We start from the raw sequence: 18,256 nt of genomic DNA, 5'->3' as shown, positions 1-18,256 counted from the left end.
TACAATAATCACAAGACCATGAAAAAACAATTATTATCATGCCTTACAATTTCCATGCTGTTATTAATCATTGGGGCCTGTTCACAGACAAAGCAGGTAAGTGGAAGTTCAAACTATATCACTAAAGACATAAGAGTCGGTTCTTTCAGCAAAATTAAATCAATGAGCAGTTCGGATATTGTTTATACACAAAAGCAAGGAACTCCCACTGTACAGATTTATGGTCCCGACAACATCGTCCAGTTATTGGAAACCACTATTGAAGGAAAAACACTGGTGGTTAAATTTAAAAAGAATAGCTCCATCCGCAATAGCGGAAAACTGGAAATCAGAGTATCTTCTCCATCATTAAACCATTTATCCATATATGGCTCAGGAAACACGACCTTTACAAATGGAATGGAGAGCAACGACGATTTAGAAATATGCATTTACGGATCGGGGAACATCAATGGAACCAATTTCTCTTGTACAAAATTGTCAACGCATATTTACGGTTCAGGAAACATCAATTTGAAAAAAATCGATGTACCATGCACAGAAGCAAATATTTCAGGTTCGGGAAATGTATTGCTGAACGGCAAATCGGGCAAAGCCGAGTATCGTATTGCAGGTTCGGGAGATATTAATGCCATAGATTTAAAGACAGAAGATGTCAATGCACATATCAGTGGTTCGGGCAGCATAAAATGTCATGCTACTGAAAACCTGACAGGAGGTGTCAGTGGAAGTGGAAGTGTGGCATACAAAGGTAATCCGCAAATAAACTTTTCAAAAAGAGGATTACGAAAACTTTAAATATAGAAACTCTCTCTTAGTTTAACTTCGCTCTATGAAGACGACGTAGCATAAACATAAAAGGGCTACTGCATCACGCGGTAGCCCATTTATTTAGTTAGTTTTTTATTGAAATTGAGAGAATTGAAACTTCACAGCCTCAAATCAAAAAGTTGTTTTAATTAAGCACACTAACTATATTATATGTTTAAAGCAAATGAAAATGTCTCTTTATCTGTGCAATAAACTCCGGACTCATATTTCCGGTAAAGTTTATTACAGCAAAATGATTCTTTTCGTGCATTAGCATCACCAGTTCAACAATTGTATCCTTCTTTTTACGAACCATAATCTGACAATTCTCAGATTTATCCTTAAAAGAAAGAAACGATTCAAACCTTCCGGTATTCTTCTCAACCACCTTCAAAGCTGCATCAAAATACTTTTTTCCTTCCACATCGGAAGTAAGCACCTGCATACTCTTGAGATTAGAGATCATATCCAGCACCTCTTTATCTTTCTCAGCATCGCTCTTCATTATCTCCTCCATCATTTTCGGACTGATCGTAACACAAGTCAGATTAGAATCCGCCTTATGTTCAGCCATAAAACGTGAAGCAAAGTCCTGGGCCGAAACAGCCACAGACAGCAATGCCATCCAGCACATTAAAAGAACGCTCTTCATTATTTTATTCCTTCATCACTCGAATCGATTCAACCTTCACACTATCTCCGGCGATTTGATCCTGTGATTTATTTATACCTTCAGACACCATCATCAAAGCAGAAGAAACTTGTTTGTAAGCCACTTCGGGATCATCGTATGTGTCCTTATAAGCATCATAATTATAATCCAAAGCCTCATCGGCAAAGAATGTATGTTGCGCTACATTGCCCAATGACAAAATCAACGCAATCACGGCGGCAGCCTTAAACAAAGGCATAAACCTTCCAACCATCGTCAGACGTTTTGCTTTTACTACAGGTGCCTCTACCTGAGCCAGAATACGTTCATCAAAGTCTTCTCCCAGCCCTGCTTCCTGTTGAACTGCCTGATAAACAAACAAGTCCTTGTAACGGAGCAAATGAGCGGGTACCTCTTCCTCCGAAAAGAAAGACCGCAATTCCGATTCCTCTTCCAAAGAAGTCTCACATTGCCAGTATCGCTCTAAAAGCTGTTCTATATACTTATAATCCATATTCATCAATCTCTAAATACCTTTGTTTTACCTTTTGTCTTGCTCTGAAAAGATTCACTTTTACCTGTTCCTCTGTCAGATTCAAGATTTTCGCTATTTCTTTATAGCTTTCCCCTTCTATATCTCTCAACTGCATAATAAGCCGTTGCTTCTCAGGAAGTTCGTTAATCAGACGATGGATGATTGACATTCGTTCCTTATTAATCAACTGATCATAAGGACCGGATGCTTCGGATTCTTCCTCCATTTCCGGTGTGAGTTCCACATTTTGAGCTTCTTTCTTTTGGCTTCGGTCTATGGCCAGATTCTTCGCCACAGTCAGGCAATAAGCCTCAATAGATCCGAACTGTGTCCACTCTTCACGTTTATTCCACACTCTAATCATCGTATCCTGAACAACATCCTCTGCTTCGGCCCTGTCGAAGGTGATTCGGAGTGCCAAACGAAAGAGTTTATCTTTCAATGGCAATATGTCGTCTCGGAAGCTGATTTCTTGCATCTCTATTAAGTTGACGGGTGAGTTGGTGAAAAGTTACAGATGTATTCCTCTTTTTTTTGAATTATTTTTTTATCCGGGTTCCTCCACCTTTGTGAATGGCTGACGCTAAGGTTATTATCACCTCAGACACACCTGCATTTATTGCTTCAAAAGAATTCTCAAGTTTCGGTATCATGCCTCCCTGAATAACGCCTTCGGCAATATATCGTTCAAACTCGGCACGATTGATCTGAGAAATGACACTCTCATCATCGTTTTCATCACGAAGAACCCCCTTCTTCTCAAAGCAGTAAACCAAGGTCACATCAAAAATGGCAGAAAGAGCTTTAGCTGTCTCTCCGGCAATGGTATCTGCATTCGTATTCAACATATTCCCTTGTCCGTCATGTGTCAACGGTGCCATCACCGGAACCACTCCTTTATGAATCAAATCAGAAAGCAATGTGGCATCTACCTGCTCTACATCCCCGACAAATCCATAATCGACCTCTTTTACGGGGCGCTTCATCGAACGGATTACATTCATATCCGCTCCGGTCAGCCCCAGGGCATTGACCCCACGGGCTTGCAATCCGGCTACAATATTCTTGTTTACCAACCCACCATAGACCATTGTCACAACCTTCAGTGTCTCCGCATCGGTTATACGGCGTCCATTGACCATTTTACTGTCAATCCCCAGTAAAGCAGCTATCTTTGTAGCCGAACGTCCCCCTCCATGAACAAGTACCTTATGCCCTTCAATGGCAGCAAAATCATCCAGTAACTGCTTCAATGTAGCTTCTTCTTCTACGATTTTGCCACCAACTTTAATGACTGTCAGTTTTTCCTTCATATTCTTTCTATTTACAAATTACGATTTATACTCCATCAGGTTACAAGCCACGAGCTACAAGAAACGAGACTGATATCATGTGCAGTATTCGTAACTTGTAGCTCGTCATTTATAAAATGATAGTTCTTTTTATTTATTCAAGGTATGTGTATCCGTACAAGCCCGAACGATAATTGGAAAGGAACTCTTTTCCTTCTTCTACAGAAATCTTCCCTTCTTTTACAGATTTTGTTACCCATGTTTCAAGAGTACGAACCAGCTTTTTCGGGTTATATTGCACGTAATCGAGCACTTCTGCGACCGTTTCCCCGTCAATAATCTGTTCGATATTATACCCCTTCTCATTGACAGAAACATGCACCGCATTCGTGTCTCCAAACAGATTATGCATATCTCCCAGAATTTCCTGATAAGCCCCTACCAAAAAGACCGCTACATAGTAAGGCTCTTTCTGCTTCAGGCTATGTACCGGCATATAATGTGCTACATTCCGGGTAGAGATAAAATTGGCTATCTTTCCATCGGAATCACAGGTAATGTCCTGCAAGGTAGCCGAGCGGTCCGGTTTTTCATCCAAACGCTGAATGGGCATAATCGGAAATATCTGGTCGATCGCCCAAGAATCCGGAAGCGACTGAAAAAGTGAGAAGTTACAGAAATATTTATCAGCCAACAATTTAGACAATCCGCGGAATTCATCGGGAGCATGTTTCAGTCCACCGGCAATTTGATTGATTTCACGAGTAATAGACCAGTAAAGACGTTCTATCTGAGCACGTGTCTTCAGGTCTACGATACCATGGCTGAACAGATCGAGTGCCTCTTCACGTATCTGCTGGGCATCATGCCATGCTTCAAGCATCTTGTTCTGATTCAATGTATCCCAAATGCCATAAAGTTCCTGTACCAGTTCATGCGCATCCGGAGCAATCTCCTCTTCATCATCCCATTCCGGCAAAGTAGCCGTCTCAAGTACCTCAAAAATCAAGACAGAGTGGTGTGCAGTCAGAGCCCTGCCACTCTCAGTGATAATATTGGGATGGGGAATACCGTTTTTGTCACTGGCATCCACTAACGTGGAAATAGAGTCGTTGACATACTCCTGAATAGAGTAATTGACACTACTCTCACTACTTGACGAACGGGTGCCGTCATAATCAACTCCAAGACCACCGCCAATATCAACAAATTCCACTTTGAAACCCATCGCATGGAGCTGCACATAGAACTGAGAAGCTTCACGCAATGCTGTCTTGATACGGCGTATCTTTGTCACCTGACTTCCGATATGGAAGTGTATCAGTTTCAGACAATCCTTCATGCCTTTACTTTCCAGAAAGTCAAGTGCCTCAAGCAACTCACTGGAAGTCAGTCCGAACTTACTGGCATCTCCTCCTGACTCTTCCCACTTTCCGCTTCCTGAAGAAGCCAATTTGATACGGATACCAATATTAGGCTGTACATTCAGCTGCTTTGCCATGCGGGCAATCAGCTTCAACTCATTCATCTTTTCAACTACCAGAAAGATACGTTTACCCATCTTCTGTGCCAGCAAAGCAAGCTCAATATAGCTTTCGTCTTTATAGCCGTTGCAGATAATAAGAGAGTCAGAATCCGTATTAACAGCAATCACTGCATGCAGTTCGGGCTTGGAACCGGCTTCAAGGCCCAAATTAAATTTCTTGCCATGGCTGATAATTTCTTCAACAACCGGGCGCATCTGATTCACTTTAATCGGATAGATGATAAAATTCTGGGCTTTGTATCCATACTCTTCGGATGCCTGTTTAAAACAATAGGCAGTCTTTTCAATACGGTTATCCAGAATATCCGGAAAACGCACCAGCATAGGAGCCGCCACATCACGCAACTGCAACTCGTCGACCAATTCTTTCAAATCGACGGCTACGCCATCTTTTCGCGGTGTAACAACAACATGACCTTTGTCATTAATACCAAAGTATGAAGTCCCCCAACCTGTGATGTTGTAAAGTTCTTCAGAATCTTCAATACGCCACTTTCTCATTTTTCTGTTATTCAGTTGTTTTTAATAAATAATTGGACGGCAAAAATACGTATTAATCTACAGGTTGCCAATTAAATTGATATTAAATAATCGTTCCTGATATCCGCTATTTCCGTTACGCGCATCATACAAGCCTGCCAATTCATCCGCTTGTCTATAAAAATAATTACGTAGCGCAGCCACAGAATATACTCCGTCAACCCGGTAAAGTGGAAAATCCTCCGGTAAAGCCAGACTGACCTCTTCACGCTGCTCGTAGTTTAGAGCCTCCACCATATCACACGAGAAACGGTATCTTTTCTGCATATTAGTATTCAGACTCCATGGGATACAACGTTCTACATACTCCCAGCCTCTGTCCGGATCAGTCATAAAATAATAGGCAATGAATAGCCCAAGATAAAGAAGCAGATATTCATCTTTTTCTCTTCCCGCCAAAGCTTCTTCGGCCCGTGCACGCATATCCGCCGCTATCTCCGGCTTCCCGGCTTTATAAGCATAATATGCCAATTTCAGATAAGCTCTCAGATTGGCTTCGTAACAAGAAATTTGCTTGGAAATTAAAGGTTGCGCACGATTATAGGCCTCTTCAAACTGTCCAGTTTCAAGATAATAATCCAACATGAAGTTCAGCTCACAAGCTTCACAAGTCAGGTCATCCATCTTTTCCGCCAGCATCTTATCTATGTAATCTTTGGCTTTCGTATATTCCCTCATTTTAGTGTATTCCACAGACAACCGGTGATAATATGTACGCAATGAATAACCATTGCGCAAAATACGGGTTTTATAATCTTCACCTACCGCTTCCACCTGCTCCATCGGTATACTGGGAAGATCAAAGGTACAAGACCATATCCATTTGTATTTCCATAAGATATCATCCTCATTAATCAAATCCTTATGGTTTTCATAGTTGTCCAGGATTTTAGAGAACACCGCGATCTCTTCAGCATCTGCCGAGAGGAGATTCAATTCATAGATAAGGTCCAGCCTCATCTCTACAGCCCATTGTATATCTTCATTCTCATCTGCAATGCGAACAGCCTCTTTCAGTAGATTGGCTTTCTCACGGGGATGCAGGTTATCATTTTGTGCCTGCAACAGTAGCTTTTGTATCTCAAGTGTGTATTTCATACTTTTGTTTAATTGAGGAAGTTTATAAAATCATTCATTTTAGTAGTCATCAGTTCAGAAAGAGAGTGATTGAAAAGTTCCATTTCCTCACTGTTTACAGGATATTTGCCTTGTAACAGCGATTGTACATAAAGAATGCACACTACATGCTGAAACAGTTTATTGTCTCCTTGAATTTGCAGTAATGTCTGTACCATCTCGTTATCGGCATTGAAAGTCAATGTAGGCGGTAAGCGTTTTTTAGCATTTACCGAACCCAGTACTGCTGCCAACGGATTATTGGCGACTTTGCTGTTCTCTTCTTTCTCTTCGGCCACAAATATAACCGGAGTATCCACCGGTGTAAAATGTTTCAAGCGGCAGATACAGCCAAAACGTTTCAACAGCTCACTGGCTTTTGCCTCAAAGGCCCGGTGTTCTTTGTTACCTTCCACTTCAGCAAACTGCTCCAACAGACGAGCGGGTGAGATCTCCTCCAAAGTCAGTTCCTGATTAAGACGGGCATACTTCTTTAACAGCGTTTCATCAAATGTATAGGCAGCATTGATCACCAACCGGCCTTGTGCACCGGCTATTCTCCGTACTTGCCTGAAGTCTTCCAGATTACGTGTATAGCCAATGGTATTCCCCGCCGAACGGATGCTCCCGAAACTTCGTATTCCCCTGTTCGTTTCAAAGGGCAGGTAATCCATAAACAAACGTAGCAGTTCATTATCTTCCGAAGCTATGGCTTTAATATGGAAATGATGGACATCCAGTATTTTGTCAAACACCGATCGATTGTTCTGCACCAATCCTCGAAGATACTCCTTAATAGCAACCCCGATCTCTTTGCGGGCATCTTTCAATAAATCATTGCTGACAAACGACTCGCGCGACGCAGTAGAAAGAAGCCCGTCGGCATTTACCAAACATCGAATGAAGAATGCCCATGAGGGCAAAAGGTTACAATCATCTTCACTCAACAACATCCGCTTCAAATACACCTTATGCGAGTTACGTACAGAAAATTGTGTACGATAAGGCAATACGTAGAGTACGCCTTCTACCCGCCCGCTCTCTGTACGGATACGAAAGACATCAAGAGCAGACGACTGAAAAACCTTCGTCCCATAGTCCAATAACTCTTTTCGGGTAGCTTTCGGATTGAGCCAGACCGGTGACGGGGTATTAACCAGTTCTTCTTCCTCTCCACGATGCAGATAAATCGGGTAAGGCAACACCTCTCCATAACTGATCAGTATTTTCTTGAACACTTCATACTCAAACAAATGAGTCCACTCACTTTTGGGGCACAACACGACCCTTGAACCTATCGCCCACTCTTCTTCGGGAAAAGTGGTCTGATAAGTGCCATCCACCTTTCCACACCAGCAGACGGGGCTTCCTCCCATTGCCGACCGGCTCTCTACCCTAATTTCATTGGTCACCACGAAACAAGACAGCAAGCCTATGCCGAACCGACCGATAAAATCGTCTGCATCGGGGGTATCTCTCTTCGAGCTTTCACCAATAACCGTAAGAAAACGATGGACTTCCTCTTCTTTCAAGCCGATCCCATTGTCCTGAAAGACCACCGAACCGTCCTCTTTCAGAAAAACATCAATACGCCCGGCATAACTTTCGTCGATATTATGAAGTGCGGTAATAGCATCTACACAATTCTGCAACAACTCCCTGACAAAGGTATTCGGGTTACTATAAATATGTTCTGATAACAGGGCAATCATCCCTTTTAGATTGACCTGAAACAGATTATTACCTTCTTTTTCCATTTTACTTTAGCGTTGTCTTCTTCCTGTAATCTTCAAGGCTTTCTCATTTCCATTCTCAGCAGCCTTCTCAAACCACTCCATGGCAATCTCATCATTTTCCTCTACTCCGTTTCCCATCAGATAAGCATTACCCAATTCGAACTGTGCTTTATCACTGTTATGCTCTGCAGCCTTCATCAGCCATTGAATACCTGTTTCCGCATCGGGCACACAACCTTCACCGTACATCAGCATTTTGCCTAAATAATAGTAAGAAGCCACATTCTCATTTCCGGCAGCATCATTAAACCAACGGTAGGCTTCTGCATAATTCTGTTTTACACCGACTCCATTGTAATAACACAATCCGGTGCGGTACATACTCATGACATTTCCACTGTCCGCAGCTAACGTGTAATATTTAAACGCCTCGGTTTCATTGTCCTCCACCCCGATTCCCATCTCGTAGCAGATTCCCAGCCCTTCGTTATAACATTCTGCCTCAGCAGCTTTTTTAAAGTAGTTGAAAGCCTTCTCCGATTCATTCAGTTTGTCATAGTCATAGAGATAATACTCACCCATGCGCAGCATAGCTAAGGGAATATCATTGGCGACCGCCTTCTCATACCACTCCACAGCCTGTTTATTATCTTCCGGACAAGCGCCATAACCAAAGAAATAGTAATCTCCCATCTTAAACTGAGCGTAGCCATAATCTTGTTCGGCCGCTTTGGTCATATATTCAACTGCCTGATGCGGGTTCTCTTCTACCCCACTGCCATATTCATAAGCCAGTCCTAACTCGGTAAGGCAACGCGGTTCGTTGTTATCCGCCCCTTTAGCAAACCATTCGAGAGCCTTATCCGGATTCTCTTCCGTACCAATCCCATTCTTATAGCAACGTCCGAGAGCAAAGATTGCATCTCCGTCTCCCCTTCCGGCCGCCTTTTCATACCAAGCGAATGCCTCTACGGGTTGTGGTTCACCGATGATTCCTCTGTCCAAATAAAGACCTACACGATACATCGCATAAGGGTACTCCTCCTCAGCGGCTTTCTGAAACAATTCGAAAGCTTTCCCATAATTCTGTTCTACCACATCTCCATTTTCATATAAGAATCCTAACTCTACCAATGCAAAGCATGAACCTAACCCGGCAGCCTTTTCATAATAGGCTTTTGACTTTTCAGGATCCGTAACACCGGCGTATCCGTTAGCCAGATAAAGAGCCGCCCGGGAGTATCCGTCAGCATTATTCATAGATGCCGCCTTCTCATAATACTCCATGGCTTTCAGGTAATCCGGATCTTCGGAAAGTAATCCGCGTTCATACATCCAACCGATACGGTAGGCCGCATTACCGGACCCCAATTCAATAGCTTTCTCCAGCAACTGCCGTGCACGTTGGATATCTTCTTCCACCAATTCACCGTTAAAGTAAATATTAGCAAGAGTCTCAAAAGCCTCTACATAATTATCGTCAATGCAACGCTGCAGGCACATCAAACCACGTTCTACATTTTTATACTCATCATTATAAAGGTAAATCAAAGCTAATTCATAGGCGCAATACGATTCGCAGTAAAGCATTCCCTTCTCCAACCATTCAATGGCTTTAGGCATGTCAAGCCACTCTTCTTCCTGATAATTATACCCCAGGAAATTGGCTGCAGACCATACACCGGCATGCCAGGCTTTCTCCCATAACTCAAACGCCAGCTCTTTCTTTTTACCAAGTTCCGGATAACGGAAATAGAGCGTAGCCAGATTCTTGAGAGAATATAAATTAGGAACAAGTTCAAGAGACTTCTCATAGCATGCTGCCTCTTCGGCCACATTTCCTTCTTCTACGTCCAGTGCATCGCCCATAGCGGCATAAACATGAGCACGCAGACGGTGTCCTTCAGGGAGTTCACCAAGCAGTTCTTTCCGCATAAGCAAAGCTTTCTCTTTACTACCGGTGTGTTGTTCGGCATAGGCCCGGTAGTATTTTCCCCATAACACAGCCTCGGGTGAAGACAGAGCCTCAAAGCGGCGCTCTCCTTCCGCTTTATCCTGTTCACAATAGAAGCCCATATAACGCCAATAGGCAACGGTTGCCTCAGCTTCCGGACTTCCCATAGCTGCCGCCTTCTCATAATAAGGAAATAAGAGACTGAGATCACGTGTCCCATAACGGGCTTCTGAATATTGCGCACCTTTCTGCGACCAACCGGCACCGTTAAATACAGCTACACGATCGCATATACTTATCACCTTCTCCCACCAATAAGCATACTCTTCTTCATTAAGATCCACCTCTACATTACAATCGTATGCACTGAATATCTGTTCAAAAAAGTCAGCTGTGAGCGTTTCATCTTCCTGTGTATCCAATGCGTACTCACATACAGCAAGTGCTTCCCACCAGTTTTCGGCATTCAGCAATGTAGCAGGTGTAAACTGAGGGAACCATGCGGCGGCAGGTTTCCCGGATGCCCGGACTTGACGGGATAAGGCTTCGAATTTCTCTTTTAAAGTTTCCATAATTGTCTGATCGTTTTATTTGGGTTGTAAGATACCGGAAGGCACAAAACCTCACAGCGACTGCAAGATAGTAATATTGGTCGACTGAACAAAAAATAGAGAAGAAAAAGAATGATTGCCGAATCAGAAAATAAGTTTTCTTAGAGTTTAGCTTACTATGTGCAAATCCAGAAGTTTGCGCAATTGTTCCACGGAAGTTTCAATCTGCTTGCGATCCTCCAATTCGTCAGCACAGAAAATATATTTAGCCTGACGATAAAAAGATGAACGTTTTTCAAGCGCCTGTATTATAAAATCAAACAGTTCGTCATCTTCCTTTCCTTGCAGTATGGGGCGCTGCTGCTTGGCAACCCGTAACCGACGAAACAGCACTTTGGGGTCTACATCCAAAAAAACAGTAGTACCAACCCGGTTCATATACTCCATGTTGTCGAAAAAGCAAGGCGCTCCTCCCCCTGTAGAGATTACCACATCTTCAAATTCACCAACCTCATGTAACATGCTCTTTTCAAGTTCCCTAAAGCCGGACTCTCCCCGCTCGGTAAATAATTCTCCGACCGCCTTGTGAAAACGTTCTTCAATATACCAATCCAGATCGATAAATGGGACATGTAGTTCTCGTGCGAGAGCTTTTCCTAACGTAGTTTTCCCGGCCCCCATATAGCCGGTCAGAAATATACGAATCATAAGCAAACGGCATTTTGGTGCAAAGATAGATATTTATTAATAGAACAACCAATAACCCGGATGGTAACTTTTCGCATGCAAGTATAAATCTTATGAACACTTACTTCTACTCTACAAACGACTTCTTTATAAAGGTCTATTTTAACGTCGTTAGTTTGACTTCTTGGTATTTCTTTCTATATTCCTTTGGGGTCAGTTCCATTTCTTTCTTAAAAGCTTTTGAGAAGTGAAATTGATCATAGTATCCCAAACGAAATGCTATTTCTTTAATTTTTAAATCTGAAAACTGCAGATATGAACAGGCCCGCTGTATCTTCAGAGAATTGTAATATTCCATAGGAGCAAAAGATGTTCTCTGAGAAAATAATGCACTGAAATGTGAAGCGGAATAGTTAATATGCCGAGCTATGTTCTCTAAAGTAACAGAATTCTCTATATTTTCTTTCATATAGGATATGCTCTCTTGTATCAAATCATTCCCTTTTATTTTTTTTATTTCTCTGAACTGATTAATATATTGAAAAGAGGCTAAAAAATACATTAAGCAAAAACTGATATACTCTAAATTTGCAGGGCTATATCCCATTTCTAAATTCTGATACATCTCTTCAAATAACCTAAAACGATCTTCGTGCCGGCTTTTATCTGATTCTTCAAGACTAATTAAAGTACCTATAATTGAGGAAAACATTGAAGCATCCTCCCCACGGAAATGTAGCCAATAGATACTCCAAGGGGTTGCCTCGGATGCACCATAGACATGATATTCATTTGCAGGTATTATAAATGCTTGATTTGGGTATAATACATATTTCTCGTCATTATATACAATCCATCCAGAACCTTCTTTACAGTATATTAAGACATTCTCTGGGCATCCATTTTCTCTCTCTCTGAAATGGTGAACTGCATTGGGATAATACCCTATGTGAGTTACAAATAATCTTCGAGTTATAGAATTTTCACTTTGAAGCTTTCGTATATTATAAGGAGTTACGATTGCCTTTTCTCCTTTAAAACCTTCAGCGACCTTTTCCATAAGCATTTTTATTTTTTAGTTCATTTTTACATCATAATCATAGTTTTATACATGGCAAGTCAAACATCTTTTGTTTTATAGATTTTGATGCCACAAAAATAGTAATATAATACATATATACAATTAGAACCTGCATTTTTTTTTAAATTCATATTCATAACTTTGCAATATAAAAAAATGATATTATGAAAATATGTTCGAAAATTCCTTGTCAACGACTTTTTGTCTTTGGCCCCCCAAAAAATTATCACCCTATTGGAATGGTTCATCTTTTATCATATTTTTGATAAAATCAGCATCAATAGGATACCACGCTCCTTTGGAAAGCACAAAAAATTATGTTTGTCTTTTCACTACCCCCAATTAAGCACTTAAAAAGATGATCTGGAAGAGGGGAACCAGACTTATTACTACCATATTATATTGGGAAGAAGACAGATCTAAGCAACAAAGCATTATCAATGAATTATCATAATAAGGTAAATAAATAGAGTACACAGACTTATTTTCAGGAGACATAGTTCTTTTTTATGAGGAAGCTTATGCTTCCTCATAAAAAAGAACTAAAACAATATTAATTAGAGATCAAACAAATATATAAAAAAAACTATAATGAAAGCAAACAAGATATGAAGACAAATCACTATTTTAAAAGCTCCCAAATGACTGATAACTTTTATAAAAGTCGTAACTTGACTTTAGTATTAGATACCAATACAAGTTCTGATAAACTCCTACTATACAATTCCAGCTTGAGCAGCAATCCGTCTAACCGCCTGGAAGTCCACCAATTACATTACAGTCTAATGAAGTGTATGCAAACTACCAATCTCGCTCCAACAAAGAAATATATTCAAGTGATAAAACAATTAAAGATAAACAATAATTTATACATTAAGAATCAGCCACATTATTTTACCCCCCTTAAACGACATATTTTGGTGCACCCTATATTCTTTTCTCAAATTATTAACTTTAAATCATCAGAATGATGGTTCAATAATTATTATCATGTATGAAGAAACATTTTATTTATTGTAGAATGCTACACTCACTGCTTCTTGTAGGTGCAGTGTGCTTCACACCTTTCTCCGAGGTAAAAGCAGCAACAAACGCAACCTTCACCACTCAGCAGCATGCTGTAAAGGTAACGGGAAATGTAGTCGATGCCAAGGGCGAGTCTATCATTGGTGCAAGTGTGATGGTAAAGAATACCACCATTGGTGTTATAACCGACCTAAATGGTAACTTTACACTATCTGTACCCGAGAATTCCATATTGATAATCAGCTATATTGGCTATGCGACGAAAGAAGTAGCTGCTGTACCCACTAAGCCTTTGAAAGTGGTACTTGCGGAAGATTCCAAGCTTTTGTCTGAAGTTGTGGTAGTGGGTTACGGTTCACAAAAAAAAGTGAATGTGATTGGTTCTATCGCCACAGTTGATAGTAAGAAACTGGAATCGCGAGCTACAGCCGATGTGTCAAATATGCTTACTGGGCAATTATCAGGAGTAACCATCACTCAATCAAGCGGTAAACCTGGTTATGATGGTGGTACTATCCGAGTGCGTGGTGTAGGTTCATTCGGAGCTACCCCCAGCCCGTTAGTCTTGGTAGATGGGATGCCCGGCTCACTCAGTGACCTAACCCCTGCCGACATTGAGAATATCTCTGTACTGAAGGATGCCTCTTCTGCTGCCATCTATGGTTCGCGTGCTGCCAACGGTGTGATTCTCGTTACCACAAAGAATGGCAAAGAAGGTAAGCCAATCATCACCTACAATGCCTCTATCGGTATGAACCAAGCTACCGAGTTACCCGATATGGCACACTCTTATGAATATGCCGAATATTACAATATGGCTATTGGCAAAGAGTCTTATACCCCTGAAATGATTCAAAAGTATCGTGATGGAAGCGATCCTGATAATTACGCCGATGAAATGTATTTAGAAGAGCTGTTAGGTGGTCATGCTCTACAGACCAAACATGAATTGAGCGTAAGCGGTGGTACTGGCAAAGTGAAGTACATGGCCAGTATGGGTTATCTTCGCCAAAATGGTTTAATGGAAAACAATTACTATAACCGATATAATGCTCGTGTTAACCTGAATGCCGAAATAGCTAAAAACTTTACTTTGGGAATTCGCGTATCAGGGGTTATTTCCGATTACCATGAACCTTCTACTCCAGGTATTGTCGATATAGGAGGCGCTGGAGGGATTATCACTAATGCGGTCCGCTATCCAGGTAAGACTCCCAGCTATCTACAAAATGGAAACCCGGGATTAGGACCTAATCTAACAGGTACTCCCGTAGCTTGGATGAACAGCGCATCGTTTTACCGTGCAGATAATGACAAGTTCAAGGGAAATATGGAATTGACCTGGAAACCGCTCAAGGGACTGACATTGAAGGCTATCGGAGGGTATAATTATACACTCAACCAGACAAAAGCTTATCGCGCTGACTTAATATTAGCGGGTGACAAAAGTACTGGCCCCTCTAATTTGCAGCAGACTATGTATCGCACAGTCTACAAAACCTTCCAAGGCATAGCTGACTATACCACTACTATTGCTCAAAAGCATAATATTTCTGCATTGTTTGGCTACACTTGGGAAGATGAAGGGCAGCGAACTCTTAGTGGCTACCGCGTTAACTTCCCTTCAGATGATGTACCTTATTTGGATGCCGGCGGCGGTGACGGACAAACCAACGGTGGCGGTGGATACGACTGGGCCATTCAATCAATTTTCGGTCGGTTAACCTACAACTACGATCAACGCTACCTATTTGAAACTACAATGCGTTACGACGGATCTTCTCGCTTCCCTACAGACACAAAGTTTGGTTTCTTCCCTTCAGTGGCCGGTGGATGGCGCATATCAGAGGAACACTTCTGGAAAGAGAACGAATCCTTGTCATCATGGTTTAGCAACTTGAAATTGAAAGCATCATATGGGGTATTGGGTAATAATAACATTGGTAACTATCCTTATCAGTCGGTATATGCATTGGGTAGTAACTATGTGTTTGGAGGTGTTTATACCCAAGGTGCTGCTGTCACAACCTATGTGGACCCTAACTTAAAATGGGAACGTACACGCACTTATGACTTTGGTATAGAGACAGCCTTCTTCAATAATTCATTAACATTCAATACTTCTTACTTCCACAGAAAGACCTCTGATATACTCTATAAGCCATCGGCCAGTTACTCTTCTATTTTCGGTATGAACGTATCGCAAGTTAATACCGGTGCCGTAGAAAATAAAGGTTGGGAGTTTGAGTTGGGCTATCGCAATCATATTGGCGATTTTCACTATCATTTGAATGGCAACTTCTCCATCATTAAAAATAAAGTGTTAACATTGGGTATGGGTAATGTCACCCAACCCAATGGTATGGTAGGTAACGGTAGCGACCTGTTCATAAACTATCCTATGAACATGTACTATGGTTACAAAACTGATGGTGTATTCCTGACTGATGCAGAAGTGGATGAATGGTACAACCAGTCATCTATCGCTAAAGGCTCAAAAGCCGGCGACATTCGCTATGTAGACATTACAGGTGATGGCAAGGTAACTTCCGATGATCGTACTTATTTGGGTACAAGCATTCCTAAATATACTTTTGGTTTAAATTTAGGAGCAGAATACAAAAATTTCGATTTCAGCGTACTGATTCAGGGAGTAACCGATGTAAGCGGAATGTTCTCAGGTTGGGCAGGATATGCATTCTATCAAGAAGGAAATATCCAAAGATGGCAGATGGAAAACTGCTGGAACGTACAGCAGGACAATCGATACCCTAAATATCCGCGTCTGGAAGCTATTTCACAAGGTGGCAGTAACAATACACTCACTTCCGATTATTGGATACTCGATGCTTCATTCGTAAAGGTACGTAACGTTCAATTGGGCTATACATTACACAAAACTCTATCTAAAAAATTCGGTTCCGAGAGTTTGCGGTTCTACGTGTCATTAGATAACCCTCTTACTTTTAGTAATTATCGACAAGGATGGGATCCTGAAATCACAAGTAATGGTGGTAATTATTATCCTACTATGTCAACTTACACATTTGGTTTATCAGTAAAATTCTAATATACAATGAAAAAAAATAGATTCTTATCAGTCATCACATTGATGACTGCCCTGGCTTTTTCTTCATGCGATTTGGAGAGATTTCCTCTAACGAGCTTGGCTGAAGAGAACTTTTGGAACGATGAGAAAAATGCTGATCTGGCATTAACCGCTCTATATCGTGGAAGCATCACAAACGGTTTAGAATATGGAGTGTCGGATTTTTGGTCATATCACGGACTTCTGTTTATGGAACATTTGTCGGATAACGCTTTCGATCGTCGAGGAGAGACCAATGGCTTCTTCCAGATCTCAAATGGTAGACTAACCAATAATAATGCTTTTATCAAGTCATATTGGCAATCAGCCTATATGCGCATAGGCAAATGTAACCGATTCCTCAAAGGCATAAAAAATTGTCCTGATACAGAGACTACGCGTAGAAAAATTGCTGAAGCCCGTTTCTTACGTGCCACCCAGTATCACTACTTGACCAGTTATTTCAAAGACGTACCTTTAGTGACTACCGTACTGACTGGTGAAGAGGCCAACAATGTGACTAAAGAGACACAAATCAACATTCTAAAGTGGTGTGCAACCGAGTTCAAAGAAGCAGCTGTCGATTTACCTCGGTTCAAGGACATCACTTCTACTCAAACAGGTCATGCCTGCAAACAGGCTGCACTAGCTTTCTTAGGACGTACTTGCATGTTGCAACAAGACTGGAATAGTGCCGCTACTGCTTATCAGGAAATTATAGATTATGGTGACAATGACATCCACAGTACATATTCTGAACTATTCTGGCCTGCCACAGGTGTGGCCAATAAAGAAAATATCTTCTACATTGAATACTTGGAAAATTACTTTGGTTGCGGTATGCCGCAACAATGTCTCTCAGCTAAAGATGGTGGTTGGAGCCTGTCCAATCCTACTGCAGGACTGTTCGAAGCATATGAGTTCAATGATGGTACAGCGTTCAGCTATGACGATGCTCGTTACAATCACAAAAATCTGGGCGAAAACCGTGATCCACGTTTAGACTACACCATCTACTACAACGGTTCCAACTTTAATGGCTCTGAATACCGCATAAGCCCCGACTATGATGCTGCGACCAAAGAGTGTTTAGACTACTCGTCAGAAACAAGTAAAACCGGATTCATGTGGAGAAAATATTTTAACGAAGCACCTATCACTGACATTACCAGCTACAGTGCTGTGACCCCAATCGTTCGCTATGCGGAAGTATTATTGAGCTATTTGGAGTGTATGATTGAAAGCGGTCAACCCATCACCCAAGAAATTTTGGATGCGACTATCAACAAAGTACGCGGACGCACTGACGTGAATATGCCTAAAATTACTGATACCAATCCTACAACACTTCGCGAAAGGGTACGCAACGAACGCCGTGTGGAATTGGCATTTGAAGGTATTCGTTACTGGGATGTGATGCGTTGGCAGATAGCTGATAAAGCCTTAGTCGGCACAATTTGGGGGGCTCCTTATCCTGAATCAAAAAAGTATGATAAAGCTACCAAACAAGTAGATCCTACTGGTAATTGTCGCTGGTATGTGGGACGTCGAGACTTCCGCATTCCACAAGATTATACTTGGCCTATACCATTATCTGAACAGAATTTAAATCCGAATTTACGTGAGTAGGCTGATCGAGTAA

13 protein-coding genes are annotated in these 18,256 nt (G+C 41.5%); 3 read left to right on the top strand and 10 right to left on the bottom strand.

Annotation, left to right across the window (positions count from 1 at the left end):
• Window positions 1–18: 18 nt before the first annotated feature.
• On the top strand, window positions 19–798 hold the full coding sequence (locus G7Y45_RS04325) for a head GIN domain-containing protein (protein WP_165014967.1): 780 nt from the start codon (window positions 19–21) through the stop codon (window positions 796–798).
• Between the two features lie 187 nt (window positions 799–985).
• Here G7Y45_RS04325 and G7Y45_RS04320 read toward each other — a convergent pair whose 3' ends face one another.
• The 10 genes from G7Y45_RS04320 to G7Y45_RS04275 all read right to left on the bottom strand — a co-directional run bounded on the left by G7Y45_RS04320 (window position 986) and on the right by G7Y45_RS04275 (window position 12,479).
• Complete coding sequence (locus G7Y45_RS04320) at window positions 986–1,462, bottom strand: DUF4252 domain-containing protein (RefSeq protein ID WP_005779373.1); 477 nt, start codon at window positions 1,460–1,462, stop codon at window positions 986–988.
• Window positions 1,463–1,466: 4 nt separating this feature from the next.
• The gene (locus tag G7Y45_RS04315; protein ID WP_005779375.1) at window positions 1,467–1,976 is read right to left on the bottom strand and encodes a hypothetical protein; all 510 of its coding nucleotides are present in this window, start codon (window positions 1,974–1,976) and stop codon (window positions 1,467–1,469) included.
• Window positions 1,966–2,475 carry an RNA polymerase sigma factor gene (locus tag G7Y45_RS04310; protein ID WP_005779377.1) on the bottom strand — a complete coding sequence of 170 codons (510 nt, stop codon included), beginning with the start codon at window positions 2,473–2,475 and terminating at the stop codon, window positions 1,966–1,968. The genes G7Y45_RS04315 and G7Y45_RS04310 overlap by 11 nt, the downstream gene beginning before the upstream one ends.
• Window positions 2,476–2,536: 61 nt before the next feature.
• Complete coding sequence (gene argB / locus G7Y45_RS04305) at window positions 2,537–3,310, bottom strand: acetylglutamate kinase (protein ID WP_005779379.1); 774 nt, start codon at window positions 3,308–3,310, stop codon at window positions 2,537–2,539.
• Between the two features lie 133 nt (window positions 3,311–3,443).
• On the bottom strand, window positions 3,444–5,336 hold the full coding sequence (gene speA / locus G7Y45_RS04300) for a biosynthetic arginine decarboxylase (RefSeq protein WP_005779381.1): 1,893 nt from the start codon (window positions 5,334–5,336) through the stop codon (window positions 3,444–3,446).
• Between the two features lie 57 nt (window positions 5,337–5,393).
• Complete coding sequence (locus G7Y45_RS04295) at window positions 5,394–6,473, bottom strand: hypothetical protein (protein WP_005812223.1); 1,080 nt, start codon at window positions 6,471–6,473, stop codon at window positions 5,394–5,396.
• Window positions 6,474–6,481: 8 nt separating this feature from the next.
• The gene (locus G7Y45_RS04290) at window positions 6,482–8,248 is read right to left on the bottom strand and encodes an HSP90 family protein (RefSeq protein ID WP_005779385.1); all 1,767 of its coding nucleotides are present in this window, start codon (window positions 8,246–8,248) and stop codon (window positions 6,482–6,484) included.
• Between the two features lie 6 nt (window positions 8,249–8,254).
• Entirely contained in the window at window positions 8,255–10,753 is a 2,499-nt protein-coding gene (locus tag G7Y45_RS04285) for a tetratricopeptide repeat protein (RefSeq protein ID WP_005822691.1), read from the bottom strand.
• Window positions 10,754–10,900: 147 nt separating this feature from the next.
• Entirely contained in the window at window positions 10,901–11,440 is a 540-nt protein-coding gene (locus G7Y45_RS04280) for a shikimate kinase (RefSeq protein WP_005812227.1), read from the bottom strand.
• Window positions 11,441–11,576: 136 nt separating this feature from the next.
• On the bottom strand, window positions 11,577–12,479 hold the full coding sequence (locus tag G7Y45_RS04275) for an AraC family transcriptional regulator (protein ID WP_165014970.1): 903 nt from the start codon (window positions 12,477–12,479) through the stop codon (window positions 11,577–11,579).
• Window positions 12,480–13,494: 1,015 nt separating this feature from the next.
• On the opposite strand from G7Y45_RS04275, the gene G7Y45_RS04270 reads away from it, so the two are divergent.
• A complete protein-coding gene (locus G7Y45_RS04270; protein ID WP_165014974.1) occupies window positions 13,495–16,596 on the top strand; it encodes a TonB-dependent receptor in 3,102 nt (1,033 codons plus the stop codon).
• A 6-nt stretch (window positions 16,597–16,602) separates the two neighbouring features.
• A complete protein-coding gene (locus G7Y45_RS04265; protein ID WP_165014977.1) occupies window positions 16,603–18,243 on the top strand; it encodes a RagB/SusD family nutrient uptake outer membrane protein in 1,641 nt (546 codons plus the stop codon).
• The last annotated feature ends 13 nt before the right edge of the window (window positions 18,244–18,256 follow it).

The sequence above is a fragment of the Bacteroides sp. ZJ-18 genome, from assembly GCF_011038705.2.
Lineage (GTDB): Bacteria > Bacteroidota > Bacteroidia > Bacteroidales > Bacteroidaceae > Bacteroides > Bacteroides hominis.
This window is presented reverse-complemented; position numbering and strand designations above follow the sequence as displayed.

Bases quoted from the DNA above. Each gene is read 5' to 3' on its own strand.
- G7Y45_RS04325 (WP_165014967.1), top strand. From the start codon at position 19: ATGAAAAAACAATTATTATCATGCCTTACAATTTCCATGCTGTTATTA.
- G7Y45_RS04320 (WP_005779373.1), bottom strand. From the start codon at position 1,462: ATGAAGAGCGTTCTTTTAATGTGCTGGATGGCATTGCTGTCTGTGGCT.
- G7Y45_RS04315 (WP_005779375.1), bottom strand. From the start codon at position 1,976: ATGGATTATAAGTATATAGAACAGCTTTTAGAGCGATACTGGCAATGT.
- G7Y45_RS04310 (WP_005779377.1), bottom strand. From the start codon at position 2,475: ATGCAAGAAATCAGCTTCCGAGACGACATATTGCCATTGAAAGATAAA.
- argB (WP_005779379.1), bottom strand. From the start codon at position 3,310: ATGAAGGAAAAACTGACAGTCATTAAAGTTGGTGGCAAAATCGTAGAA.
- speA (WP_005779381.1), bottom strand. From the start codon at position 5,336: ATGAGAAAGTGGCGTATTGAAGATTCTGAAGAACTTTACAACATCACA.
- G7Y45_RS04295 (WP_005812223.1), bottom strand. From the start codon at position 6,473: ATGAAATACACACTTGAGATACAAAAGCTACTGTTGCAGGCACAAAAT.
- G7Y45_RS04290 (WP_005779385.1), bottom strand. From the start codon at position 8,248: ATGGAAAAAGAAGGTAATAATCTGTTTCAGGTCAATCTAAAAGGGATG.
- G7Y45_RS04285 (WP_005822691.1), bottom strand. From the start codon at position 10,753: ATGGAAACTTTAAAAGAGAAATTCGAAGCCTTATCCCGTCAAGTCCGG.
- G7Y45_RS04280 (WP_005812227.1), bottom strand. From the start codon at position 11,440: ATGATTCGTATATTTCTGACCGGCTATATGGGGGCCGGGAAAACTACG.
- G7Y45_RS04275 (WP_165014970.1), bottom strand. From the start codon at position 12,479: ATGGAAAAGGTCGCTGAAGGTTTTAAAGGAGAAAAGGCAATCGTAACT.
- G7Y45_RS04270 (WP_165014974.1), top strand. From the start codon at position 13,495: ATGAAGAAACATTTTATTTATTGTAGAATGCTACACTCACTGCTTCTT.
- G7Y45_RS04265 (WP_165014977.1), top strand. From the start codon at position 16,603: ATGAAAAAAAATAGATTCTTATCAGTCATCACATTGATGACTGCCCTG.